Annotated in this window: 21 protein-coding genes and 1 riboswitch; of the genes, 11 read left to right on the top strand and 10 right to left on the bottom strand. The window is 72.7% G+C overall.

The annotated features are described in order from the left end of the window. Window positions 1-57 precede the first annotated feature (57 nt). The 3 genes from H563_RS0110545 to H563_RS0110555 form a co-directional block, all read right to left on the bottom strand. Window positions 58-2,238, bottom strand: a complete 2,181-nt coding sequence (locus H563_RS0110545) for an alpha-galactosidase (protein ID WP_022882571.1) — start codon at window positions 2,236-2,238, stop codon at window positions 58-60. Between the two features lie 161 nt (window positions 2,239-2,399). Continuing rightward, window positions 2,400-3,698: a serine hydroxymethyltransferase gene (glyA, locus tag H563_RS0110550; protein WP_022882572.1), complete on the bottom strand. Its 1,299-nt coding sequence runs from the start codon at window positions 3,696-3,698 to the stop codon at window positions 2,400-2,402. 42 nt (window positions 3,699-3,740) lie between these two features. Next, window positions 3,741-3,829, bottom strand: a riboswitch (ZMP/ZTP riboswitch). A 51-nt stretch (window positions 3,830-3,880) separates the two neighbouring features. Further along, window positions 3,881-4,642: a hypothetical protein gene (locus tag H563_RS0110555; RefSeq protein ID WP_155865181.1), complete on the bottom strand. Its 762-nt coding sequence runs from the start codon at window positions 4,640-4,642 to the stop codon at window positions 3,881-3,883. A gap of 187 nt (window positions 4,643-4,829) precedes the next feature. Here H563_RS0110555 and H563_RS0110560 point away from each other — a divergent pair, with 187 nt between their 5' ends. From H563_RS0110560 to H563_RS0110590, 7 genes are all read left to right on the top strand, one after another. Continuing rightward, on the top strand, window positions 4,830-6,164 hold the full coding sequence (locus H563_RS0110560) for an ABC transporter substrate-binding protein (RefSeq protein ID WP_022882574.1): 1,335 nt from the start codon (window positions 4,830-4,832) through the stop codon (window positions 6,162-6,164). Next, on the top strand, window positions 6,161-7,108 hold the full coding sequence (locus H563_RS16215) for a carbohydrate ABC transporter permease (protein WP_022882575.1): 948 nt from the start codon (window positions 6,161-6,163) through the stop codon (window positions 7,106-7,108). Before H563_RS0110560 ends, H563_RS16215 begins: the two co-directional genes overlap by 4 nt. Continuing rightward, window positions 7,108-7,980 carry a carbohydrate ABC transporter permease gene (locus H563_RS0110570; RefSeq protein WP_022882576.1) on the top strand — a complete coding sequence of 291 codons (873 nt, stop codon included), beginning with the start codon at window positions 7,108-7,110 and terminating at the stop codon, window positions 7,978-7,980. Before H563_RS16215 ends, H563_RS0110570 begins: the two co-directional genes overlap by 1 nt. 107 nt (window positions 7,981-8,087) lie before the next feature. Then, window positions 8,088-8,993: an SIS domain-containing protein gene (locus H563_RS0110575; protein ID WP_027479339.1), complete on the top strand. Its 906-nt coding sequence runs from the start codon at window positions 8,088-8,090 to the stop codon at window positions 8,991-8,993. After that, window positions 8,990-9,925 carry an ROK family protein gene (locus H563_RS0110580; protein ID WP_022882578.1) on the top strand — a complete coding sequence of 312 codons (936 nt, stop codon included), beginning with the start codon at window positions 8,990-8,992 and terminating at the stop codon, window positions 9,923-9,925. The genes H563_RS0110575 and H563_RS0110580 overlap by 4 nt, the downstream gene beginning before the upstream one ends. Beyond that, window positions 9,922-10,854 carry a 1-phosphofructokinase family hexose kinase gene (locus H563_RS0110585; protein WP_027479340.1) on the top strand — a complete coding sequence of 311 codons (933 nt, stop codon included), beginning with the start codon at window positions 9,922-9,924 and terminating at the stop codon, window positions 10,852-10,854. The genes H563_RS0110580 and H563_RS0110585 overlap by 4 nt, the downstream gene beginning before the upstream one ends. Then, window positions 10,845-11,681, top strand: a complete 837-nt coding sequence (locus H563_RS0110590; protein WP_022882580.1) for a class II fructose-bisphosphate aldolase — start codon at window positions 10,845-10,847, stop codon at window positions 11,679-11,681. The genes H563_RS0110585 and H563_RS0110590 overlap by 10 nt, the downstream gene beginning before the upstream one ends. Window positions 11,682-11,687: 6 nt before the next feature. On the opposite strand, the gene H563_RS0110595 is transcribed toward H563_RS0110590, so the two are convergent. The 3 genes from H563_RS0110595 to H563_RS0110605 all read right to left on the bottom strand — a co-directional run bounded on the left by H563_RS0110595 (window position 11,688) and on the right by H563_RS0110605 (window position 14,788). Continuing rightward, window positions 11,688-12,659: an aldo/keto reductase gene (locus H563_RS0110595; RefSeq protein WP_027479341.1), complete on the bottom strand. Its 972-nt coding sequence runs from the start codon at window positions 12,657-12,659 to the stop codon at window positions 11,688-11,690. Between the two features lie 66 nt (window positions 12,660-12,725). Continuing rightward, window positions 12,726-13,922: a Gfo/Idh/MocA family protein gene (locus tag H563_RS0110600; protein WP_022882582.1), complete on the bottom strand. Its 1,197-nt coding sequence runs from the start codon at window positions 13,920-13,922 to the stop codon at window positions 12,726-12,728. A gap of 77 nt (window positions 13,923-13,999) precedes the next feature. After that, window positions 14,000-14,788, bottom strand: a complete 789-nt coding sequence (locus H563_RS0110605) for a DeoR/GlpR family DNA-binding transcription regulator (RefSeq protein ID WP_022882583.1) — start codon at window positions 14,786-14,788, stop codon at window positions 14,000-14,002. Between the two features lie 91 nt (window positions 14,789-14,879). Here H563_RS0110605 and purU point away from each other — a divergent pair, with 91 nt between their 5' ends. Genes purU through H563_RS0110625 form a run of 4 tightly spaced genes read left to right on the top strand, consistent with a single transcriptional unit; the run spans window position 14,880 to window position 18,241 of the window. Next, complete coding sequence (gene purU / locus H563_RS0110610) at window positions 14,880-15,749, top strand: formyltetrahydrofolate deformylase (protein WP_022882584.1); 870 nt, start codon at window positions 14,880-14,882, stop codon at window positions 15,747-15,749. A 20-nt stretch (window positions 15,750-15,769) separates the two neighbouring features. Continuing rightward, window positions 15,770-16,132: a YrdB family protein gene (locus H563_RS0110615; RefSeq protein WP_022882585.1), complete on the top strand. Its 363-nt coding sequence runs from the start codon at window positions 15,770-15,772 to the stop codon at window positions 16,130-16,132. After that, window positions 16,132-17,298 carry an N-acetylglucosamine-6-phosphate deacetylase gene (gene nagA, locus H563_RS0110620; RefSeq protein WP_022882586.1) on the top strand — a complete coding sequence of 389 codons (1,167 nt, stop codon included), beginning with the start codon at window positions 16,132-16,134 and terminating at the stop codon, window positions 17,296-17,298. The genes H563_RS0110615 and nagA overlap by 1 nt, the downstream gene beginning before the upstream one ends. Window positions 17,299-17,311: 13 nt before the next feature. Next, on the top strand, window positions 17,312-18,241 hold the full coding sequence (locus tag H563_RS0110625; RefSeq protein ID WP_022882587.1) for a Gfo/Idh/MocA family protein: 930 nt from the start codon (window positions 17,312-17,314) through the stop codon (window positions 18,239-18,241). Window positions 18,242-18,362: 121 nt separating this feature from the next. Here the strand turns inward: H563_RS0110625 and nagB are convergent, their stop codons facing one another. Genes nagB through H563_RS16220 form a run of 4 tightly spaced genes read right to left on the bottom strand, consistent with a single transcriptional unit; the run spans window position 18,363 to window position 24,912 of the window. Further along, window positions 18,363-19,145 (bottom strand): glucosamine-6-phosphate deaminase, encoded by a 783-nt coding sequence (gene nagB / locus H563_RS0110630; protein ID WP_022882588.1) that lies wholly within the window; start codon window positions 19,143-19,145, stop codon window positions 18,363-18,365. Window positions 19,146-19,165: 20 nt separating this feature from the next. Continuing rightward, window positions 19,166-20,053 (bottom strand): ROK family protein, encoded by an 888-nt coding sequence (locus tag H563_RS0110635; protein ID WP_022882589.1) that lies wholly within the window; start codon window positions 20,051-20,053, stop codon window positions 19,166-19,168. After that, on the bottom strand, window positions 20,050-21,501 hold the full coding sequence (locus H563_RS0110640) for a glycoside hydrolase family 3 protein (protein ID WP_022882590.1): 1,452 nt from the start codon (window positions 21,499-21,501) through the stop codon (window positions 20,050-20,052). The genes H563_RS0110635 and H563_RS0110640 overlap by 4 nt, the downstream gene beginning before the upstream one ends. 51 nt (window positions 21,502-21,552) lie before the next feature. Further along, a complete protein-coding gene (locus tag H563_RS16220; RefSeq protein WP_022882591.1) occupies window positions 21,553-24,912 on the bottom strand; it encodes a S8 family serine peptidase in 3,360 nt (1,119 codons plus the stop codon). Window positions 24,913-25,092 lie beyond the last annotated feature (180 nt).

The raw sequence follows: 25,092 nt of genomic DNA on the forward strand, positions 1-25,092 counted from the left end.
TCAACGGCGGTGCGAAGGGTGATTCTCGACCTCTCGACGGCGCCTGGGCGAGCCGCGCTACTCGGCCGTGGCGAGGTAGACGACGGCGTGCTCGGGAGGCAGGATCGGCGCCTGCAGCCCCGCGAGCCCGAGCAGCGCACCCGTCATCACCACACCGTCGCCGTCGTTCCACCACTCCGGCGGCCGCACGAGCGAGGACAGATCGGCCGGGAAGACCGGTCGGACGCGGTAGCGGCGCTGCGGGTGGAGGCCCGGCACGCGCACGCGGCCGGGGCTCACCACCGTGCTCATCGCGAGCGAGGCCAGCGAATAGATCCCGGCCGAGCCGTCGAGGGCCACCACGCCGTGGGCGGACAGCGTCGGATCCGGGACGTCGAGCCGGACCAGGTCGCCGCCGTGCAGCAGGTGCCGCCACTCTTTGTAGAACCCGATCCAGTCGCGCAGCTGCCGGCGCTCCTCCGGGGTCGCCTGCCGGAGGTCCCATTCGATGCCGAGGTGGCCGAACAGCGCCGTCGCGGCCCGGAACGAGAGCGCATGCCGGCGGCCGGTGGTGTGCGAGACGCCGGAGGCGATGTGCGACCCGAGCAGCTCGGGCGGCACCAGCTGGGCGGTCCAGGGCAGCAGCTGCTGTCGGTCGAGGGGGTCGATGTTGTCGGAGACCCAGATCCGATCGGTGCGCTGCAGCACCTCGAGATCCACCCGGGAGCCGCCCGAGGAGCAGGACTCGATCTCGAGACCGGGATAGCGCGCCTTGAGCTCGTCGACGAGCCGATAGAACGCGAGCGTCTGCTCGTGCACGCCGGGCCGCCCCTCCGGCTGGGTGCCCGCGTCGACGAGGTCGCGATTGTGGTCCCACTTCAGGTAGGCGATGTCGTACTCGTCGAGCAGGGCGACCAGGGCGTCGCGGATGTGCGCGTAGCACTCGGGGATCCCGAGGTTGAGCACCTGCTGGTGCCGGGATTCCACCGGCCGGCGGCCGCCGGTCGCCATGATCCACTCGGGGTGGGCGCGGGCGAGGTCGGAGTCGGGGTTGACCATCTCGGGCTCGACCCAGAGGCCGAACTGCATGCCGAGTTCGGTCACGCGTCGCACGAGCGGGTGCAGGCCGTCGGGCCACACCTCGGGCGACACGGTCCAGTCGCCGAGACCGGCACGGTCGTCGCGCCGCGCGCCGAACCATCCGTCGTCGAGCACGTAGCGCTCGACGCCCAGCTCCGCCGCGAGCTCGGCGAGTTCGAGCAGCGTGGGCAGGTCGTGGTCGAAGTACACCGCCTCCCACACGTTGAGCGTGACCGGGCGCGGCGAGACCGGATGCTGCGGCCGGGCGCGCAGCATCCGGTGGAAGCGGCGCGCGACGTCGTCGAGCCCGTGGCCGTGCACGCCGTACACCCACGGCGAGCGGTAGCTCTGCCCCGAGGTGAGGCGCACCTCGCCGGGCAGCAGCAGCTCGCCGCCGCCGAGCACCTGCGTGCCGTCCGGCACCCGCTCGAGATAGTGCAGGTGGTTACCCGACCAGGCGGTGTGCACGCCCCACACCTCGCCCTCGGCGAAGCCGAAGCCGGGCGTGCCGGCGTGCAGCACCGTGGCGGCGTCGGCGCCGGTGCGGCCGCGGCGGCCCTCCCGCCGGTGGGCGCCGACGGTGATGGGCCGGCGCTGCGGCACCCGCTCCTTGCCCCACCTGCCGGCGAAGTCGAGTAGCTCGGAGGCCAGCTGCGGAACGGGGAACGCGAGGACGAGGCCGTCGAGCTGGTAGACGCCGTCGCCGGTGTTGGTCAGCTGCGCGCGGGCACGGAACACGCCGCTGTCGTCGAGCACCACGGTGAGCTCGAGGGTCAGCGCGGCCGTGGCATCCGTCGCCTCGACGACGAGCTCGCGCGCCGTGACCGTCGCGACCCCGTCACCCGGCTCGCGCGCCCCGACCGCCCGGCCGTCGACGACGATGCGGGTGGTGCGGAAGCGCGGCGACCAGGCGGTGCCCGCCCGGGAGCCGGTCACGCCGGGGGTGCCGAGCCAGCCGGTCCATGCCTCGGGGAGAATCGAGAGGGAGGGGGCGACGTCGACCGCGTTGGGGGCGATCGGCGCGGTGCCCGAGCGGGCGAGGGCGTCGAGGTCGGCGCCGGTCGCGGAGCCCGGGTCGGCGCCCCAGTGCAGCACCGACGGCAACCGGCCGTACGTGACGTCGAGGATGAGGGCCGTGCCGGCCGCACGCATCACCACGCGGGCACCGGGCTGCGCCATGGGTCTCCTTCGACGAAAAGTGCTGTCACCTCCATTCAACCGGCCCGAAGCGGCGCAGCGGGCGGATCGGCCGGCGAAAGGTGCGAAATCACCCTCCAGCGCGAGCTTGAAGGGTGATTTCCGACCGATCGGCGGCGGGACGGGCGGCGGAAGCGGGCGGCTCAGTACTCCAGGCCGGGGTAGAGCGGGAAGGCCTCGGCGAGGGCGCGGACGCGCTCGCGCAGGGCCGCCGCGTCGTAGTCGGGGCGCAGGGCGGAGGCGATGATGTCGGCGACCTCGGCGAACTCGGCGTCGCCGAAGCCGCGGGTCGCGAGCGCCGGCGTGCCGATGCGGATGCCGGAGGTGACCATCGGCGGGCGGGGGTCGAACGGCACCGAATTCTTGTTGACCGTGATGCCGACCTCGTGCAGGCGGTCCTCGGCCTGCTGGCCCGACAGCTCGCTCTCGCGCAGATCTGCCAGCACGAGGTGCACGTCGGTGCCGCCGGTCAGCACGTTCACGCCGGCCGCGCGCGAGGCATCCGAGGTCAGGGCGGCGGCGAGTGCCTGCGCGCCGCGCACCGTGCGCTGCTGCCGCTCGGCGAACTCGGGCGTGGCGGCGAGCTTGAACGCGGTCGCCTTCGCCGCGATGACGTGCATCAGCGGCCCGCCCTGCTGGCCGGGGAACACGTTAGAGTTCAGCGCCTTCGCGAGCGCGGTGTCGCGGGAGACGATGAAGCCCGAGCGCGGGCCGCCGATCGTCTTGTGCACGGTGGAGGAGACGACGTCGGCGTGGGGCACGGGCGAGGGGTGCAGGCCGGCGGCGACGAGTCCGGCGAAATGGGCCATGTCGACCCACAGCTTCGCGCCGACCTCGTCGGCGATCTCGCGGAACGCGGCGAAGTCGAGCTGGCGCGGGTACGCCGACCAGCCGGCGATGATGACCTGCGGTTTGTGCTCGAGCGCCTTGTCGCGCACCACGTCCATGTCGACGAGGAAGGTCTCGGGGTCGACGCCGTAGCTGACGGCGTTGTAGAGCTTGCCCGAGAAGTTGAGCTTCATGCCGTGGGTGAGGTGGCCGCCGTGGGCGAGCTCGAGGCCGAGGATGGTGTCGCCCGGCTTGGCGATCGCCGCCAGCACGGCCGCGTTGGCGGTGGCGCCCGAGTGTGGCTGCACGTTGGCGTACTCGGCGCCGAACAGGCTCTTGGCGCGCTCGATGGCGAGCGACTCGGCGACGTCGACGAATTCGCAGCCGCCGTAGTAGCGCCGGCCCGGGTAGCCTTCCGCGTACTTGTTGGTGAGCACCGAGCCCTGCGACTCGAGCACGGAGCGCGGCACGAAGTTCTCGCTCGCGATCATCTCGAGGTAGTCGCGCTGACGGCCGAGCTCGAGGCGCAGCACCTCGGCGATCTCGGGGTCGACCTCGGCAAGCGGCGCGTTGAACACGTCGGTGGCGGTGGCGGTGGGCGTGTTGTCGGCCATGGCTGGCTCCTTTGCTGACACGTCGGATGAATCGGGGGAATCCGTATCGGCCCAGGCGTGCGGCCGAATCCCTGAGATCACCAGTCGCTCCCCGGTGGTGACCCACCCGAACGCCAGTCGCGACAGCGGCAGTCTACAAGACGGCCGCGCCCCGTCCGGGCTCGACGCGGAGCACGTGGACCTCAGCCCTCCTCGTGGGCCGCGGAGTCGTGGAGCACCCCGAGCGGCTCCGTCCAGTGCTCTCCCGAGCGAAGCACGTCCAGCACGAGACGCTGCAGCGAGGAAGCGGGCTCGGAGTGCGAGCCGAGCACCGCCTCGAGCGGACGGCGGAAGACGAACTTCGCGACCGATCGGTCTCCCTCGCCGGGCTCATGGGATTCGCCGGGAGGCGTGACGATGCGGAATCGGCGCTGGAAACGCACGATGTTGCTGCCGTCGCCGAGTCGGAGGAGCCGCGGATCGAGCATCCACGACGCACAGCAGAACCCGGCGCCGTCGGCGAAGAAGCGCCGCGCCCGGTCCAGCGCCGCGTCGACCGATCCGGGGTCGAGCGGGCCGAGCTCAGGGATGTGGATGTGGCGCCCGAATCGCGTCGTTCGACGCTCGAACTGCAGCCGACCCAGGGCGATCACCTCGCCGCGCAGGATGTCGATCAGCCAGCCGCGAATGCCGTCGTCGCCGTACAAGCGCACCTTGCGGCCCACGTCGGCCAGGCTGTCCTCCAGTACTCCCTCAGGCAGCTCCGAACGGCGCAACCGCCGAACCGCGTCCGCCGCGGCCGCCGCGACGGCGGCCAGGAAGTCGGGGAAGGCCAGGCCGTCAAGGTCGCCGCTCTCCTGCGGTTCGCCGTCGAGCGCGGCGCGCACGACGGCCACGGCGTCGGGCCGGGGCACGGAGCGCGGAGGGTCGAGCCCGAGCAATCGGGCCGCGTCGTCGTGAGTCATGGACACCAGCATCCGCCTTTCATCGTGGGCGCCCCGCAGGCCCGCGTGCCTCGTGTTTCGACCTCGTAAACCTTGGGGCCACCCTCTTGCAGCGCCATGCGAGCCGAGCATAGTTGGACGTGAGCGTTTTTCGCTCGAAACGATCAGAAACACTCACGCTGAGCGTTCTCCGGAAGGAATCGTGACCATGAAGCTCTTCGCCACCGCGGCCCGTCGGCGCAGGGGCGTGCTCGCCCTCGGACTGGCTGCCGGCCTCGTCGCCGTCGCCTCCGGCTGCTCGAACTCCGCCGCCGTTTCCGACAAGACGTCCGGGGTCACGATCAACGTCGTCGAGAGCGCCGAGGCGCCGCCGAAGGCCATGCTCGACCAGTTCACCAAGCAGACCGGCATCACAGTCAAGTGGACCAACGTCGACTGGGACAGCCTGCAGACCAAGATCACCGCTGCGGCCACCGCGAAGACGTACTTCGCCGACGTGACCGACGTGGACTGGTCGCGCGTCGGCCAGTTCGCGAAACTCGGCTGGTTCTATGACATGAGCGACTATGTCGACGTCGACAAGCTCAAGGCCGACCTGCCGCAGCTCAACTCCTTCACCGCCGACGGCAAGGTGGTCGGGCTGCCCGGCGACGCCATGTTCATGGTCACCACGGTCAACACCAAGATGTTCGCCGAAGCCGGCATCACGAAGATGCCGACGACGATCGACGAGTACACCCAGGACCTCAAGACGGTGAAGGCCAAGGGCGTCGTGCAGTACCCGCTGAACATCCCGTTCGCCGCGGCGGAGGGACTGTCGACGTACTGGTACGAGACGACGGGCGCGTTCGGCGGCAGTGTGCTCACCGACAAGGACGAACCCGCGTTCACCTCGCCCGACTCGGCCGGCTACAAGGCGGCGGAATGGATGATCCAAGCCGTCAAGGACGGCCTCGTCTCGCCCGGCGAGATCAACACCACAGACAGCCAGGGCCAGCAGAACCTGATGGCCACGGGCAAGGTCGCCAGCACGTTCTCGGACTACGCCGGGAACGTCGGCACCCTCTACAACGTCAAGGACACCTCCACGGTGACGGGGCAGGTGAAGTACATTCCGACCCCGACTTCGGGCGGCGAGCCGAAGAACCTCGACAACCCCGACGGCATGGGCATTCCGGTCACGGCGAAATACCCCAAGGCCGCGGCGAAGTTCATCGAGTGGTACACGTCCGCGGCGGTGCAGGAGAAGTTCGCGGGTCTCGGCTCCGCCGACCAGCTCTATTCCACCTTCTCCCTGCCCGCCCACCTGACCGCGGTCGAGGCGCTGGCCAACGGCGACAAGCTCGACCAGGGCGCGACGCTGAAGCAGATGTTCCAGAACAGCACCGCACCGATCTTCCCGGGTGGCGCGCCGACGTGGTATTCGTCGCTGTCGAAGGCGGTGTACACGAACCTGCACGCCGCGGCCGCCGGCAGCGAGACGGCGGATCAGGCGATCAAGAAGATCGCCAGCACGGCCAAGCAGCTCGCGAGCGGCTCGTGACCCGGGCCCTCGCCGAAGCCCACAGCGAGCGGGCCGGCGCGCCGCACGCCGCCGGCGCCCCGCTCGCGCGGCGCCGGCGCCGCATCGACCTGCTGCCGTACGCGCTCGTCGCGCCGTTCGCGCTCTTCGTCGTGCTGCTCGCGATCGTGCCGGCGGCGTGGACCATCGGGCTGTCGTTCTTCCACGACGCCGCGCTCGACCCGCCCGTGCGCTTCGCGGGGTTCCAGAACTTCATCACGGCGTTCTCGTCCTCGAGCATCCTGCAGTCCAGCGGGAACACCGTGGTGTACATGGTGGTCGGGGTCGTGCTCTCCACGATCATCGGCACGGCCGCGGCGCTGCTGCTGCAGACCTCGTTCCGGGGCCGCTCGGTCGTGATCGCGGTGCTGATCCTGCCCTGGGCGCTGCCCGGGATCGTCGCGGGCCTGATCTGGGTGAACGTCTTCGACGCAAACACCGGCCTGCTGAACAGCGTGCTGACCTCGCTGCACGTGATCACGGACTACCGGGTGTGGGTGGGTGACAACCGGCTCCTGACGGTCTTCCTCATCGAGCTCGTGCAGGTGTGGCAGATGGTGCCGCTGTCGGCGCTGCTGATCCTCGCCGCGCTGCAGAACGTGCCCGACGAGCTGTACGAGGCGGCGCGCCTCGACGGATGCTCGGGCTGGGCGCTCATCCGCCGCATCAGCGTCCCCCTCGCCCGCCCGGGCATCGCCATCGCGGCGGTGCAGTCGGTGGTCGCGACGCTGAACATCTTCGATCAGCCCTACGCGCTGAACGGCCAAGCCGACGCGGGTGCGTCCCTCACGATGCAGACCTACTTCGTCAGTTTCCAGAACCTCGATTTCGGGCAGGGCTACGCGCTCGCGCTCGTGATCGCCGTGGCGACCGTCATCGTGTCGTTCGGTGTGCTCAAGCTCGTGTATCGGCAGGTGGAGTACTGATGGCCCTCTCGATCCCCCCTACCCCACTGCGCGGGCGCCGCGCACGGCCCGGCGTCGTACGCTCGGTCGGCGTCGTGCTGCTGCTCGTCTGGACCCTGCTGCCGGTGCTGTGGGCGCTCGATCTCAGCCTTCAGACGGGTGCCCAAGCGGCGTCGAAGCCGGCGCACTACCTGCCCCCGACCCCTCAGCTCGCGAACTACGCACGGCTGCTGTTCGGCGACGGCGACATCGCCGAGTCCGTGCGGCAGTCGAGCGTCAACATCGTGATCGAATGCGTGGCGGCGACGGTCGTGACGGTCGTGCTCGCCACGCTCGCCGCGTACGCGTTCGCGCGGATGACCTTCCGCGGCAGGAATGCGCTGTTCTACCTCGCGCTCGCGACGATGGCGTTCCCCGCCTACACCACGCTGATCCCGCTCTACCGGATCATGACGGGCCTGGGCCTCGTCAACACCTACACGGGAATCGTGCTGGTGTACGTGTCCGGCTTCCTTCCGCTGGCGACCTGGATCCTGCACAGCTACCTCTCGAGCCTGCCGATCTCGCTCGAAGAGGCCGGCACGATGGACGGCGCGAACCGCATGCAGGTGCTCTGGCACGTGGTCCTGCCGCTGGCGCTGCCGGGGGTCGTCTCGACGGCGCTGATCACCTTCCTGTCGGCGTGGGGGCAGTTCCTCTTCCCGCTCGTACTCTCGACCGATATGTCCACTGAGCCCCTCACCGTGATGATCTCGTCGCTGCTGGGGAGGCATACCGTGCCCGTGAACCTGCTCAGCGCCGCGGGCATGCTCGCCATAGCGGTTCCGGCCGTACTTGCGCTGTTCCTCAACCGGTACATCGTCAACGGGCTGCTCGCCGGAAGCGTGAAGTGACGAATCGGGGAACGGCTGGGGCAGGCCCATGGCGCAGAACAAGGACGTGAAATGATCGAACAAGCACCAAACGATCAAAATCGAGCAGGACAGGACCGCGTATGACGATCTCCCACCCCACCCTCGGCGCCCGCATGGCCGCCGAGCTCGCCTCGCAGCCGGACTGCTGGGAGCAGGCCGCGGAGCTCACCGCGGAGCGCGCGCTGCTGCCCGCGACCGGCAGCAGGATCGCGGTGGTCGGCTGCGGCACCTCCTGGTTCATGGCGCAGGCGTACGCCGCGGCGCGCGAGGCCCGCGGCCAGGGTCAGAGCGACGCGTTCGCAGCCTCAGAGGCGTTCGTCGACCGCGGCTATGACGCGATCGTCGCGATCACCCGGTCGGGAACCACGACGGAGGTGCTCGAGCTCGTCGCATCCGTCAAGGGTTCGACGCCGGTGATCGGGCTCGTCGGCGACACCGAGACCCCGTTCGTCGACCTGGTCGACGAGCTGATCGCCCTGCCGTTCGCCGACGAGACGTCGGTGGTGCAGACCCGGTTCGCCACCACCGCGCTCGCGTTCCTGCGCTCCTCGCTCGGCGAGGACCTCTCCCCCGTGATCGCCCAGGGTCGGGCCGCGCTCGAGGCCGAGCTGCCGGAGGAGCTGGTCACCGCCGAGCAGTACACCTTCATCGGCACCGGCGCCGACGTCGGGATCGCGCACGAGGCCGCGCTCAAGATGCGCGAGGCGAGCCAGTCGTGGACCGAGTCGTACCCGGCCAAGGAGTACCGGCACGGGCCGATCGCGATCTCCGCACCCGGGCGTGTGACGTGGCTGTTCGGCCCGGCGCCCGAGGGCATCGGGGCCGACACCCGGGCGACGGGGGCGCGCTTCGAGCACGCCGACGGCGTCGACGGGATGGCAGACCTGATCCGCGCGCAGCGGGTCGCCCTGGAGCGGGCCCGGCGGGCCGGGCTCGATCCCGACCAGCCGCGCAACCTCACCCGGTCGGTCATCCTCGACGGGCCGCGGTGACCGTGCCCTCGCTGGGCGCGGGGGCGCCCGTGCTGGCCTTCGACGTCGGGGGAACCGACCTCAAGGCCGCGCTCGTCGGCGCCGACGGCGCGCTGCTCGAGCGGGTCGTGACACCCACGCCGCCGTTCGGACCGGACAGCGGCGCGCAGGTCGTGGAGGCGGCCGCCCAGCTCGCCGACCGGTTCGCGGCGGCGCACCCCGGCGTGGCTCCGCAGGCCGCGGCGCTGGTCGTGCCCGGCGTCGTCGACGATGCAGCAGGCGTCGGCGTGTACAGCGAGAACCTCGGCTGGCGGGACGTGCCTTTCCGCGCCCTCGCCGAGCAGCGACTCGGCCTGCCGGTCGGGTTCGGACACGACGTGCGCGCGGCCGGGCTCGCGGAGCAGCGGCTCGGGGCGGCGGCGGGCTTCCGCGACGTCGTCGTGCTCACCATCGGCACCGGCATCGCCGGCGCCGTGTTCGTCGACGGCCGCCTGCACGCGGGGCGCGGCTACGCTGGCGAGATCGGGCACGCGCCCGTGGCCGACGGCCCCGAGTGCGCCTGCGGGGGCCGCGGCCACCTCGAGGCGGTGTCGTCGGCCGCCGCGATCGCGCGCCGGTACAACGCGCGCACCGGTGCGGGGCTGCCGGGCGCCCGCGAGGTGCTGGAGCGGATGCGGGCGGGCGACGAGATCGCCCGCGAGGTGTGGGACTCGGCCCTGGACGGCCTGGCCTTCGGGCTGGCGCACGTCGTCGCCGTGCTGGCGCCCGAAGCGATCGTGATCGGCGGCGGCCTGGTCGGGGCAGGCCCGGCGCTGTTCGAGCCCGTCGCGCAGCGGCTCGACGCGCTGCTCAGCTTCAACCTGCGGCCGCTGCTGCTGCCGGCCTCCATCGGCCCCGACGCCGGCGTCGTCGGCGCCGCCCTGCTCGCACGAGACCGGCTGGGGCATCCGTGATCCTCACCGTCACGCCCAACCCGGCGCTCGACCAGACCTACACGCTCGACGCGCTCCGGGTCGGCGAGGTGATGCGCGTGGATGCACCCGCCGTGCGCGCCGGCGGCAAGGGCGTGAACGTCGCCCGCGTGCTCGCCGAGCAGGGCGAGCACGTGCGCGCAGTGGTGCCGCTCGGGGGCGCGACCGGGGAGCGCTTCGCCGCCGAGCTGACCGGGGCGGGCGTGCCGTTCCTGCCGGTTCCCGTCGCCGCGGCTACTAGGGGCAGCGTCGCCATCGTCGACACCGGCGCGGACCGCACGACCGTCATGAACGAGAAGGGCGCCGCGCTCACGGCCGCCGAGGCCGACGCGGTCGTCCACGCCGCGCGCGGCGCGCTGACCGGCACCTCGGTGCTGGTCGTCTCCGGCAGCCTGCCGCCGGGGTTCCCGCCGGAGCACGTCGCGGCGCTGGTGCGGCTCGCCCACGAGGCCGGCGCCCTCGCGGTCGCCGACGTGGTGGGAGAGGCGCTGCTGGCCGCGTGCGCCGCGGGCGCGGATGCGGTGAAGCCGAACCACCACGAGCTGCTCGCCACCACCGGGCACGACGATCCGGCAGCCGGGGCGCGGGCGCTGCTCGACGCGGGCGCCCGGCTGGTCGTGGTCACGCTCGGCGAGCGCGGCATGCTCGCGGTCGGCGCCGACGACCCGGCGCGGGTCGTGAGGGCGAGGCTCGCCGAGCCGCTGCGCGGCAACCCGACCGGGGCCGGCGACGCCGCCGTCGCGGCCCTGGCCCTGGGGCTCGCCCGCGACGAGCGCGAGCTGCCTGCCCTGCTGCGCCGCGCGGTCGCGTGGTCGGCCGCCGCGGTCGCGCATCCGCTGGCCGGCTCGCTCGCGGCCGGGGTGCCGGCCCGCGAGACACGGGTCGAGCTGGAGGAGGAGAGATGGCGCTGACCGCCACCGCCGAATTATTGACGGATGCCTCGCGGCGGGGCGCCGGCCTCGCGGCGTTCAACGTGCTGCACCTGGAGACCGCCGAGGGCATCGTCGCCGCCGCCGAGGCGGGCGGCTTCCCCGTCGTGCTGCAGCTGTCGGAGAACGCCGTGAAGTACCACGGGGCACTGGAGCCGATCGCTCTCGCCTGCATCGACATCGCGCACGCGGCGGCGGCGCCCGTGGCCGTGCACCTCGACCACGCCGAGAGCGAGGAGCTCGCCCTCCGGGCCGTCGAGCTGGGTTTCGGTTCGGTCATGTTCGACGGCGCCGCGCTCGACTACCGCGACAATGTGGCCGCGACGGCCCGGGTGATGCGGCGGGCCCATGCGGCGGGCGTCGCCGTGGAGGCCGAGCTCGGCCGCATCGGGGGCAAGGACGGCGCGCACGCGCCGGGCGTGCGCACCGATCCCGGGGAGGCCGCGCGCTTCGCCGCCGAGACGGGCATCGACGCGCTGGCGGTCGCCGTGGGCTCCTCGCACCAGATGGCCGAGCGCACCGCTGCGCTCGACCTCGACCTGATCGCCCGCCTGCACGCCGCGGTGCCCGTGCCACTCGTACTGCACGGCTCGTCAGGGGTGCCCGACGACCTCATCGCCGCGGCGATCCGGGCGGGGATGACGAAGATCAACGTGTCGACGCAGCTCAATCGACACTTCACGGCGGCGGTACGCGAGTACCTGCGGGCGCACCCCGACACGGTCGACTCGCGCCGGTACCTGGCCGCCGGACGCGACGCGCTGCGCGCCGAAGCGCAGCGACTCGGCGGGCTGATCGCGGGGGTCTGAGCCGGCCTACTCGAAGCCGGCGACCTCGTGCGGCCGGTACGGCTCCTCCAGGTACGCGGCCTGCTCGTCGGTGAGCGTCACCTCGAGCGACGCGATCGCGTCGGTGAGGTGCTGCGGCTTGGTGACGCCGACGATGGGCGAGGTGACCGCCGGGTTGCGGTGCAGCCAGGCCAGGGCGACCTGGGCGCGCGGCACGCCGAGCTGCTGCGCGACCTCGGCGACGCGCTCGACGACCACCCGGTCGTCGGGCTGGTACAGCGTCTTGCCGAACTCGTCGGTCTCGGTGCGGGCCGTCTTCTCGTCCCAGTCGCGGGTCAGCCGGCCGCGCGCGAGCGGCGACCAGGGGATCACGCCGATGCCCTCCTCGAGGCACAGCGGCAGCATCTCCCGCTCCTCTTCCCGGTAGATCAGGTTGTAGTGGTTCTGCATGGACACGAAGCGGGTCCAGCCGTTCAGGTCGGCCACCGCCTGGGCCTTCATGAACTGCCAGGCATACATCGACGAGGCGCCGATGTAGCGCGCCTTGCCGGCCTTCACGACGTCGTGGAGCGCCTCCATGGTCTCCTCGATCGGCGTCGAGTAGTCGAAGCGGTGGATCTGGTACAGGTCGACGTAGTCGGTGCCGAGGCGGCGCAGCGAGTTGTCGATCTCCATCATGATCGCGGCCCGCGAGAGCCCCGCGCCGTTCGGGCCGGGGCGCATGCGGTTGAACACCTTGGTGGCGAGCACGACCTGGTCGCGGGTCGTGAACTCGCGGATGGCGCGGCCCACGATCTCCTCGCTGGTGCCCGCCGAGTACACGTTCGCCGTGTCGAGGAAGTTGATGCCCGCCTCGAGCGCCTGCCTGATGAGCGGTCGGGAGGCCTCCTCGCCGAGCGCCCACTGGTGGCCGCCGGCGGAGGGCTCCCCGAAGCTCATGCAGCCCAGGGTGATCGCGCTGACCTCGAGTCCGGTGGTTCCGAGCTTCACATACTCCACGTGGTCCACACTATGCGCGTTTCGCGGTGCCCGGCCCGGGCATCCGCCGTCACGGCGCCTGGCGGGTCAGGACCGGCTGAAGTGGCGCACGACGGCGTCGGAGGGAGGCGGAACGTCGATCGGAACCGAGCCGTCGCGCAGCGACCGGGTGGCGAGGGCGCCGGTGGCGACGGCCTCTCGCGCGGCGATCGGCGACAACTCGGTCGGAGCGCCGGTGGCCAGGTGGGCCAGGAACTCGGTCATGGTAAGCAGGTCGGCGTCGGCGTGGCCGTCCTCGACGCCGCTGATCGGATACTCGCGGTCGCCCGCGAGATCCCAGCCGCGGCGGTGGGTCCAGACCTTGACCACGCCGCCGCCGGTGTCGCCGAAGTTCTCGAGCCGGCCCTCCGTTCCGATGACGGTGTAGTTGCGCCAGTAGTCGGGGGTGTAGTGGCACTGTTCGTAGCTGGCCTGCACGCCGTTGTCGAGCGTCATCATCACCATGGAGAGGTCTTCGACGTCGACCACCGGGTTGAGGCCGCTCTGGCTGAGCGGGGGCCAGTTGTCGTAGCTGAACCAGTCCTCCATCAGCTCGCCGCTGCGGTCGCGGCGGTCGGCGATGTCGCCGTACAGGGTGAGCCCTCCCATGCCGACGACCCGGCGGGTGTACCCCCCGGCGAGCATGTGGATGATGTCGAGGTCGTGGCTGGCCTTCTGCAGCAGCAGCGAGTTCACCCTGCTGCGGTCGGCGTGCCAGTCCTTGAAGTAGTAGTCGCCGCCGTTTCCGACGAAGTGCCGGCACCACACCGCCTTCACCTCGCCGATCTCGCCGCGCTCGACGACCGCGCGCATCGCGCGGGCGACGCCCGAGTGCCGGAAGTTGTGGCCGACGTAGAGCGCCGTGCCCGTCTGCGCGGCGGCCTCGAGCACGGCATCCGCGTCTTCGAGGGTGATGGCGAGCGGCTTCTCCAGGTAGACGGCGATGCCCGCCCGCAGCAGGTCGACCGCGATCTGCGCATGAGTCCAGTCGGGGCTCGTCACGATCGCCGCGTCGATGGCGCCGCTCTCGATGAGCTGCGTGTGCGTCTGCGCGACGCGGATGTCGTCGCCGAACACCGCGCGGGCTCGCTCCCGGCCTCGCTCGGTGGGGTCGGCGGCGGCCACGAGCCGCGCCGGCTGCCCCGACTCGGCGATGTGCCGCGCGATGACGGCACGCTGGCCGACTCCGACCACCCCGACGCGGATGCTGCGCGCTTCTGATCCATCAGTCGCAAAATCGCTCACGACTGAACAATAGGCACCTTGCGAGCGGCACCGCCACGACGCATCCCAGGATTAACGCGATCGAAATGGCGCCGCGGTCAGCCGGCGACGACGAGTTCGACCTTGGCCGACCTGAGTTCGGCCGCGAACGCCCGGGGCACGGCCTTGTCCGTCACGAGGACGTCCACCCGGTCGAGCGGGCAGATGCGGGCGAAGGTCGAGCGCATGATCTTCGTCGAGTCGGCGACCACGATGACGCGCCGGCCCACCTCGGCGAACCACCGGCTCACATCGGCCTCGCCCTCGTGCATCGTGGTCAGCCCGAACTGGCCGCCGATGCCGTCGACCCCGAGCACGACCACGTCGAGCGCGAACTCGGCGAGCGCCTGTTGCACGAGCGCGCCCACGAGCTCGTACGACTGACGGCGGGCGACACCGCCGGTCACGACGATCTTCACGTTGGAGCGCACCGAGAGCTCGTAGCCGATGTTCAGCGCGTTGGTCACGATGGTGATGCCGTAGTCGCCCTCTGCGCCGAGGAAGCGCTCGCTGCGCCCCAGCTCGCGCGCCACCTCCGTGGTCGTCGTGCCGCCGTTGAGGCCGACCGTCTCGCCGGGCGTGATGAGCTCCACGGCCGCGCGCGCGATCGCGAGCTTGGCCTCCGCCTGGCGCGCGATCTTGTACTGCAGCGGCAGTTCGTACCCGGTGCCGAGCGCGGCGGCCCCGCCGTGCGTGCGGGTGATCAGCCGCTGCTGCGCGAGCGTCGTCAGGTCGCGCCGCGCGGTCGCGAGCGAGACGCCGAGCTCTTCGCTGATCTCGGCGATGCTCACGTTGCCGCGTGAACTCACGAGCTCGAGCAGCGCGTTGAGTCGCTGCTGAGGGGTCATCCGCCGCTCCCCTTCCTGCGCGCGTGAAGCCTGTGAGCGACATCCTAGGGCGCGTGCCGCGGCGGCCCGCGCGCACCGATAATCTGAGCGGATGACCCGGCCCGAGGCATCCGATCGCAATCACTGGGTGCTCACCTTCGTCTGCCCCGACCGCCCCGGCATCGTGCACGCGGTGAGCGGCGCGATCGTCGAAGCGCGCGGCAACATCACCGAGAGCCAGCAGTTCGCCTCCGCCGACACCGACCGGTTCTTCATGCGCCTGCAGGTCGAGTCGGATGCGACCCGCGAGGAGTTCGAGGCCGCGCTCGCGCCCGTCGCCCGCCGCTTCGACCTCGAGGCCCGCGTCGACGTCGTCGGCCGGCCGATGAAGACGCTCGTGCTCGCCTCGAAGGCGCCGCACTGCGTGAACGACCTGCTGTTCCGGCAGCGGTCGGGGCAGCTGGCGATCGAGGTGCCGCTGATCCTCGCGAACCACCCCGAGCTGGGCGAGCTCGCCGGCTTCTACGGCGTGCCCTTCGAGCACCGCGCGGTGACGGATGCGGCGAGCAAGGCCGCCTTCGAAGAACACGTGCTCGACGTGGTGCGGTCGGAGGGCATCGAGCTCGTGGTGCTCGCCCGGTACATGCAGATCCTCTCCCCCCGGCTGTGCGAGGCGCTCGCCGGCCGCGCCATCAACATCCACCACTCCTTCCTGCCCGGCTTCAAGGGCGCGAATCCGTACCGTCAGGCGCACGCGCGCGGCGTGAAGCTCATCGGCGCCACCGCGCACTTCGTCACGAGCGAGCTCGACGAGGGCCCGATCATCGAGCAGAACGTGGTGCGCGTCGACCACACCCGCACCCCGGCGCAGCTGATGGCGATCGGCCAGGACGAGGAGTCGCGCACCCTGCGCCAGGCCGTGCAGTGGTTCAGCGAGCACCGCGTGCTGCTCGACGGCGCCCGGACCATCATCTTCAGGTGACGCCCGTAGGATCGACCCACGTGACCGACGTGCAGCAGACGAGCCCAGACACCCCGCGCATCGGCGTCGTCGACGTCGTCCGCTTCCTGTGCGAGGTGTTCGCGATCGTGTCGCTCGGCATCTGGGGCTTCGTGCAGTTCCCCTTCGGCTGGAACATCGCCGTCGGCCTCGGCGCCCCCGTCGTCGCCATCCTGCTCTGGGCGCTGTTCCGCGCCCCCAAGGCCGTGCTCGCCGTCGACCCGTTCGTGAAAGCGATCGTCGAGATCGTCGTGATGGGCTCGGCCGCCTTCGCCTGGGCGGACATGGGGCAGTGGATCGTCGCGGCGGTCTTCGCCGCCGTCGCCCTCGTCACGGGCGTCATCGCCGGACGCAAGGAGTTCTGATGCCCGCCGACGTCGTCGTGCACTCCGCCCGCAAGGTCGACGCGGCCGGCGAGGCCGACGACTTCTGGGTCGCCTTCGAGGGCGCGCGCATCGTGACGACCGGCACGGGTGGCGGATGGCGCGCGCAGGCCGCGTCCGCGGCATCCGTCGTCGACGCGCACGGCGCCCGCCTCACCCCCGGCTTCATCGACCTGCACGGTCACGGCGCGGGCGGCTTCGCCTTCGACGACGGCGCGTACGCGATCTCGAAGGCGCTCGAGGTGCACCGCGCGCACGGCACCACCCGCTCGGTGATCAGCCTCGTCGCGAACCCGGTCGAGGAGCTGTGCCGCTCGCTCGATGCGATCGCCGACCTCGCCGTCGAGGACCCGCTGGTGCTCGGCGCGCACCTGGAGGGGCCGTTCCTCGCCGTGGAGCGCAAGGGGGCGCACAACCCCGACTTCCTGATCGACCCGTCGCCGGCGGTCGTCGAGCAGCTCATCGCCGCCTCCCGCGGCGCGCTGCGACAGATCACGCTCGCGGTCGAGCGGCCGAACGCGCTCGAGGCGGTCGACGTGCTCGTCGAAGCGGGTGTGCACGTCGCCGTCGGGCACACGGAGGCCGACCAGGCGCAGGCGCAGGCCGCCTTCGACCGGGGAGCCCGGCTGCTGACCCACGTGTTCAACGCGATGCCCGGCATCGGGCACCGGGAGCCGGGCCCCGTGGTCGCCGCGCTCGAGGACGAGCGGGTGACGCTCGAGCTGATCCTCGACGGGGTGCACGTGCACCCGGACGTCGCGAAGATCGTCTTCGGCCAGGCCCCGGGGCGCGTCGCGCTGATCACCGACGCGATGGCGGCGACCGGCGCGGCCGACGGCGACTACAAGCTCGGATCGCTCGACGTGGTGGTCGCGGACGGCGTGGCGCGCGTGCGCGCCACGGACGGCTCGCCCGGGTCGATCGCCGGATCGACGCTCACCCTCGACACGGCGTTGAAGAACGCCGTCGAACTGGTCGGCCTGCCGCCGGCGGCGGCCGTCGCGGCGCTCACCGCCGTGCCCGCGCGCGTCCTCGGGCGCCAGCACGAACTCGGGATGCTGGCACCCGGGTACGCCGCCGACGCGGTGCTGCTCGACGAGCGCTGGGCCGTGCGCGCCGTCTGGGGCGCCGGCGAGCGGCTCGGCTGAGGCCGGCGTGACAATGAGCCCCGCGACCGACCCGCCGACCGTCGGGCTGGTGGGCGCGGGCACCATGGCGCGCGAGCATCTGCCTCACCTCCGCGCGCTCGGCGCGCCGGTGCTCGCCTGGAGCCGCAGCGGCGTCGCGGGCCTCGGCGACGTCGAGGCGGCGGGAAGCTTCGACGAGCTGCTCGCGCGCTGCCAGGTGATCGACGTGACGACGCCGACGCCGACGCACCTCGACCTCGGCCTGGCCGCGCTGGCCTCAGGCCGCCACGTGATCTGCGAGAAGCCGCTGGCGCGCACGGATGCCGACGCGGCGGCCCTCGTCGCGGCCGCCGAGGCGGCCGGGCGGATGCTCCTTCCCGCCCACGTGGTGCGGTACTTCCCCGCCTACGCCCGGGCGAAGGCTGCGGTGGACTCCGGGGCCCTGGGCCGCCTGCGGCGGCTGCGCTTCCTGCGTTCGGGCGCCCACCCGGTCCAGCCCTGGTTCGCCGACGAGGCGCAGTCGGGCGGGGTGATCTTCGACCTGATGATCCACGACCTCGATCAGGCCAGATGGCTCGCCGGGGAGGTGGTGCGGGTCGAGGCCGTGGCCCGGCACGGTGCCGCGGGCGGGCGGCCGACGCAGGCGGCATCCGTCACCCTGACGCACGCGAACGGGGCCGTCACTCACGCGGAGGGGGTCTGGGGCGAGCAGGGCGTGCCGTTCACGACGGGATTCGAGCTGGAGGGCGAGCGCGGCGCACTCGCGCATTCCTCGGCCGACGACCCACCGCCGGAGACCCCGCCTGCGAAAAATGCGTATTTTGCGCAACTGCGCGACTTCGTCTCGGCGATCACGGATGCGACGACGCCGCGCGTCACGGCCCGGGATGGGCTCGCGGCCGTGCGCCTCGCGAGTGCCGCGCTCGAGGCGGCGCGCACCGGCCGGCCGGTCGAGCTCGAGTGAGTCGGCGAGGCGACCCGCGATGGGGGTCTCCGCGATCAGAACCCCGCTTCGAGTCGTCTCGGCGGGCGCGGTCCCCATTCGGCCGCCGCACGGGCGAGTGGACCGGCGGAGGCGCCGCCCGCTAGTACCGCTGCCAGTCGGGCTTGTTGGCGTAGGTGTACTTGTAGTAGTCCCGGTTGCGCAGGCGCGAGGCGGCGGCCTCGTCGACGACGATCGTGGCGTGCTCGTGGTGCTGCAGGATCGACGCCGGGCACGACGCCGACACCGGCCCCTCGACCGCGGCGGCGACCGCCTCGGCCTTGCCCTCCCCCTGCGCGACGAGCACGATGCGCCGCGCGCACATGATCGTGCCGAGCCCCTGCGTGAGGCAGTGCGTCGGCACCTGCTCGGGCGAGGCGAAGAAGCGGGCGTTGTCGGCGCGGGTCTTGGGGGTGAGCGTCTTGATGCGGGTGCGCGAGGCGAAGGACGAGGTCGGCTCGTTGAACCCGATGTGCCCGTTGGCGCCGATGCCGAGGATCTGCACGTCGATGCCGCCCGCGTCCACGATCGCCTGCTCGTAGGCCTCGCACGCGGCCGCGATGTCCGACGCCATGCCGTCGGGCACGTGCACCAGCCGCGGGTCGAAGCCGAGCGGGCGCGTCACGGTGCGGTCGATGACGGCGTGGTAGCTCTCGGGGTGCTCGAAGGGCAGACCGACGTACTCGTCGAGCGCGAAGCCGCGCATCCGGGAGAAATCGAGCGCGCCCGCCGCGACCCGCGCGGCGAGCTCGCTGTAGATCTTCAGCGGCGACGAGCCGGTGGCGAGCCCCAGGGCGCCGTCGGGCTTGCGGGCGACGACGTCGGCGATGACGGATGCCGCGACGCGGCCCACCTCGTCGGCGTCGGCCTGGATCACGATCTCCATGCGTCCGATCCTTCCAGGCCTCAGGCGGGCTCGGCGAGGGCCGCGCCGATGGCCGCGACGGGCCTCTCCTGCGGGGCGAGCCGCACCCGCGCCGGCAGCTCGAGCGAGGCGAGGAAGCCGGAGACCGCGGCCTGCTCGGCGAGCGCCGCGGCGACGAGGCGCAGCAGCCGGTCGCCGAGGCTGCTCACGCCGCCGCCGATCACGACGGTCTCGACGTCGGCGGTGAGTACGAGGATGCGCACCGCGGCCGCCGCCCCGGCGGCGAGCCGGTCCCGCACGGCGAGCGCCGCCGGGTCGCCGGCGTCGGCGCGGTCGAAGACGTCGAGCACCGGGAACGGGGCATCCGTCGCCCACTGCCTGGCCACGCCGCCGCCCGAGGCGACGGTCTCGACGCAGCCGCGCTGGCCGCAGTTGCACCGGGCTCCGTCGGGGTCGATCGGGATGTGCCCGATCTCGCCGGCGGTGCCGCGGGCGCCGCGCCAGAGCCGGCCTCCCGAGACGAAGCCTGCGGCCACGCCGGTGCCGAGGTTGAGGAACGCCATCGGCCCGTCGAGGCCGAGCAGGTGGTAGGCGCCGAGCGAGGCGGCGTTCACGTCGTTCTCAACGCGCACGGGCACGCCGAGGCGTTCGGCGAGCAGCGCGCCGAGCCCGAGGTCGACGACGCCGAGGTTGACGGCGTGCCGCACCCTGCCGGTCGCGGGGTCGACGACGCCGGGGATGCCCGCGCCGAGCGAGGTCGGCACGCCGCCCGCGAGCTCGGCGGCCTGCCTGGCCGCGGCGACCGCGGCCGCCACCACCGCGTCGGGGCCGTGGCCGGTCGGCACGCGCACCAGGCCCGCGACGTCGCCGTCGTCGGAGAGCGCGACGGCGTCGATCTTCGTGCCGCCGATGTCGAGCCCGAGCCTCACCGTGCCCCGCCCAGCAGCTCGAGCAGGGCGCGGCCGACGAGCCGGGAGGCGCCGAAGGTGGCGATGTCGGCGAAGCGCCGGTCGTCGGAGGGCCAGCCCATGTCGACGACGAGCACGGATGCGCCGCCCCGCCGCCGCGCCGCCGCGATGAAGTCGCGCGCGTGCCCGTGCCGGTGCAGGTCCCGGCCGACGACGACGAGCCGCCCCTCCCCGGGGTCGACGAGTGCCGAGCCGGGCGTCACCAGCAGCTCCTCCCGCGCCCCGGCGGCGAATGGACCCCACGGGGCGATGCCGACGGCGAGGTTGCTCTCGCTCTCGACGCGGGCGAGCCGGTACGGCCCGCCGACGGAGAGCCACGCCCGGGCGGCATCGGAGACGTCGAAGCCGCCGGCGAGCTGCGCCAAGTCGTAGACCGGCTCGTGCGAGCCCGCGGCGGGAAGCGGCGTCGTCTCGCGGGCCGTGGCGAGCTCGACGGCGAGGCGGGAGACGCGGGCCGAGGCATCCGTCAGCCGCCCGGCGTCGAGCTCGCCCGATGCGACGGCCGCTTCCACCGCGGCCACGATCTGCTCCAGCTGCTCGGCCGCGTTGTCGGTGCCGACGCAGAGCAGGTCGACGCCCGCCGCGAGCGCCCGCACCGCCGCGGCGGGGATGCCGAGCTCGGCGGAGGCGCCCGCCATGTCGAGCGCGTCGCTGACGACGACGCCGTGGAAGCCGAGCTCGCCGCGCAACAGGCCCTCGAGCACCGGCTCGCTCATGGTGGCCGGGCTCTCGGCGTCGAGCTGCGGCAGCAGGAGGTGCGAGGTCATCACGAGCTTCGCGCCGGCCTCGATCGCGGCGCGGAACGGCACCAGCTCGCGCGCGGAGAGCTCGGCGGCCGAACGGTCTACGACGGGCAGGGCGAGGTGCGAGTCCTGCGCGGTGTCGCCGTGGCCGGGGAAGTGCTTGGCCGTGGCCGCGACGCCGGCCGCCTGCAGCCCGCTCACCCACGCGGCGACATGGTCGGCGACGGGGCCGGGGTCGGCGCCGAAGGAGCGCACCCCGATCACCGGGTTGTCGGGGTTCGAGTTCACATCGGCGTCGGGGGCGAAGTCGACGTTCACGCCCGCCTCGCGCAGCTGCCAGCCGACGGCGCGGGCGGTGCGCTCGGTGAGGGCGAGGTCGCCGAGGCGGCCGAGCAGGGCGTTGCCGGGGTAGGGCGCGCCGGTGCGGTAGCTGAGACGCGTGACGTCGCCGCCCTCCTCGTCGACGGCGATGAGCGCGTGCGGGTTCGCCGCAAGGATCTCGGCGGTGAGCCGCCGGGTCTGCTCGGGGCTCTCGAGGTTCGGCCCGAACAGGCACACCCCGCCGAGCCCGTCGTCGAGCAGCTCCCCCAGCCAGTCGGGCAGGCTCGCGCCGGCGAAACCGGGCAGCAGGGTGCGCAGGGCGGCGTGCCGCACGGTCTGGCTCATGGCTGCAAGTAAACCGCACGGATGCGCCGCCCCGCCGCGCCTACCCGCGCCCTACCCCGACGGCCGATGCGGGGTGGGCCGGGTGCCGGGCCCCGGCGTGCTGCTGCCCGGCCCCGAGTCGATCGTCACGACGGTCTGCTGCCCGTGGCTGCCGTACTGCACGAGCCCGAGGTAGGAGGTGTTCGGGGCGAGGCCGCTCCACCTGAGCTCGAGGGTGTCTGCGGCGCCGGCCTGCTTCGGGCCGCGCAGGGCGGCCGTGAACGCGCCCTTCCCGCCCGAGGGCGAGAGCACGGTGGAGTACAGGTCGAAGTCGCCGGAGCCGCTCGCGGCCCACACCACGACGTCGTACCAGCCGGCCTGCGGGTCGGTGAGGTCGATCTCCTCGTCCGCCCCCGGCGACCACGAGTCCCACTCCTCGGTCGCGTTCACGTCGGCGAGCGAGGTGGGCGTGGTGACCCCGGGCAGCAGGTCGACCTTGAACACGATCAGGTCGAAGTCGACGCCCGAGGTCGGCACGGCGTGCTCCTCGAACTTCGCGAGCGCCGCCGCGTCCGGCACCTCGACGAAGTGGTCCTGCCAGTACCGGTCGAAGTCCCCGGCGTCGAGGCCGCCGGAGTGGGCCGGGTCGGCGGCCGAGCCGTTGTCGGGCAGCAGCGTGTGCGCCGCGAGCCCCAGCGTCGTCACCGCCGGCGCGCCGCCCGCCCCATTGACGACCGCCACGTCGAGGCCGCTCTTCGGGCTCGACGTCCCGGTCGCCGACACGGTGGCCGGCGCGATCACGTCGACGGGGCGCACGGCGATCGGGCTGTGCACGCGGATGCCCGCCGCCCGCCCCGACCCGACCAGGTCGAGCGCTCCGGTCGTCCACGAGGAGATCGCGGCGGTGGTGCGGGCGATGCGCACCGACATCGTGGCTCTCTGCCCCGCCTTCGTGAAGGTGATGCGGCCCTGCTTCGCGCTCACCCCCTTCGAGACGTGCCCGAACGACACCGTCACCGCGAAGCCGGGCAGGCTGACGCGGGGCGTGTACGTGCCGGCCTGGGTGGAGCGCACCGTGCGGGTCACGGTCTGGGTCGAGGTGAACTGCCCGATCTGGATCGAGGGCAGGTTGAGATCGGATGCCTCGCGCCAGTCCACCCCGGCGCTCCCGGAGCCCCCCAGCCCGACGTCGCCGAGGTAGCGCTGCCAGTCGGCGACGCCGCTGTCGTAGACGAGCCCCGGCTCGAGCATCCGTGCCGGGTCGACCTGGCCGGCGCCCTGGGCGAACGGGTCGTCCACCACGTGCCCGGCGGCGTCGACGGTGTCGTAGGCGGAGGTCATCATCGCCGACTTGACCTCGGCCGCCGAGGCGGTCGGGTGCCTGCCCAGGTACAGGGCGGCGAGGCCGGCGATGTGCGGGGTGGCCATCGAGGTGCCGTCCATGAACTCGAAGCTCGGCGTGAAGCCGTCGCCGGCGGGCTTCGACGCGCTCGCGGCGAGGATCGCGACGCCGGGGGCGGCGAGGTCGGGCTTCAGCACGTCGCCGCCGTCGGCCGTCACCGGGCCGCGGCCGGAGAACGCGGCGAGCTGCGGCACGGCGTCGGCGGCGGCGCCGGTCAGGTCGCGGTCGACGAAGGCGACCGTCGCCCCTGCGGTGCCGGCGTAGGCGTGCAGCCGGTCGCGGTACTGCGCCGCGACGGCGACCACGGGGATCGGGTACTGCTCGTCGTCGAGGGAGTCGGAGGTGGCCGGCGTGTTGACCAGCAGCATGCCGACGCCGCCGGCGCGCTGGACCTCGGCGGCCTTGTCGGCGAGGGTGTTGTCACCCCGGTCGCAGAGCACGATCCTGCCCGTGACGGCCGCCGGGTCGAGCGTGTACGCCTGGCAGGTGGCGGAGTAGCCCTGCATGCCGTCGGCCGCCGCGGCGTCCGCGTCGACGAGGCCGGCCGAGACGCCGGCCGCGGGAACCGTGACGGACGCGCCGGGCACCCGGGTGCCGTCGCCGAGCACCGCCGTGGCGCGGTACGACGGAATGGTGCTCGCGGCCACCGTCGTGTACCAGGGTGCCGCGTTGTCGACGGTCGAGGCGTCCGATCCGAGGTTGCCGGCCGCGGCCGCCACGACCACGCCCGCCGCGGCGGCGCCGAGGAACGCCTGGTCGATCACCGAGTAGGTCGTGGTGGCGCCCGTCCCGGCGATGGAGTAGTTGAGGACGTCGACGCCGTCGGCGACGGCCTGGTTTATCGCGGCGAGGATGTCTGCGGTGACGCATCCGTCGTCGCTGTCGAGGTCGGTGTAGGGGCCCTGCCAGCACGCCTTGTACACGGCGAGCTTCGCCGCCGGGGCCATGCCGGAGATGCCGCCGAAGTCGCGGGTCGTGTCGCCGACGGTGATCGACGCGTCGACGCCGTAGTCGCCGGCGGCGGTCGAGGCGGTGTGCGAGCCGTGACCGTCGGCGTCGCGCGGCGACTCGTACTCGGTCGGCCGGTCGCCGTGCAGGCTGCGCGGCTCGCCCGCGTCGAAGTAGCGGGCGGAGATGATCTTGCTCGAGCAGTCGGCGGCGGTCCAGGAGCCGTCGGACGGCTCGGTGCCGCTCGTCGTCTCGCCGGTCTGCGGGTCGTAGCCGGCGGAGTCGACGGCCGGGTCGGCGTTCACCTGGCACACGCCCGTGAAGGTGCCGCCGTCGGCCTTGCGGTACACGGTCTGCGGGTTGCCGTTCGCGTCGGCGCCGCCGGTCAGGGCCGGCACCGTGCCGTTGCCGGTCTTCAGCGCCGTGCCGGCGAAGGACGGGCTCTCGGGCGAGATGCCGGTGTCGATGTCGCCGATGACGACGCCCGCCCCCGCCTTGCCCGGCCCGCCGAGGGCGGCCCACAGCCCGCTGTCGTCGCCGGAGCCGATCACGCCGTTCTGCAGGCCGAGGAACTCGTAGTCGGGCTCGGCGTCCTGCAGCTTCAGCAGCTCGTCGGGCACGACCGCGGCGACGTCATCGCGGGCGGCGAGCTCCGCCGCCTGCGCCGCGGTGAGGTCGGCGCTGAAGCCGTTGAAGGCGAGTGTGTAGCGGTACTCGACCGTCGCGCCGACGGCCCGCGCGACGGACTGCTGCGCGTTCGCCAGGTGCGCGGCGTACTTCTCGACGTCCGGGTCGCTCGCCTTCAGCTGCCCGCCGTCCGACGGATGCGTCGCCGGCAGCCCGGCGATCCCGCCGGTGTAGGCGGCGGCGGCCGGGTCTCTCAGCTGCACGACGTACCCGCCGGGTGTGAACCGTGCCGCGGTCCGGGTCTGCTCGGGCAGCGAGACGGCCGAGTGCGGCGTGTCGGGCGACGGATGCTGCGCCGCATCGGCCGGAGCGACGAAGGCCAGCGCCACGGCGGTCGCGGCGGCGGCGGCGCAGGCGGCGGTGACGCGCCGCAGGGAACGGGAGGTGCGGCTCACGGCGGTTCCGTTCGGGTCTGTGCCTGCTCGGGAGACAGGCGATGACAGGACGGTAGCGCCCGAGGCATCCGCTGCATAGATGGAATGTGGGCGCCGGCGCAGGAAAAAGGGGGCTCCGGCGGATTCCTCCGCCGAAGCCCCCGTCTCGGGTTCGCGCTGGCGCGGGATCACCCCGCGCCG

Origin of the sequence: Gryllotalpicola ginsengisoli DSM 22003 (assembly GCF_000419445.1) — a bacterium.
Taxonomy (GTDB): domain Bacteria; phylum Actinomycetota; class Actinomycetes; order Actinomycetales; family Microbacteriaceae; genus Gryllotalpicola; species Gryllotalpicola ginsengisoli.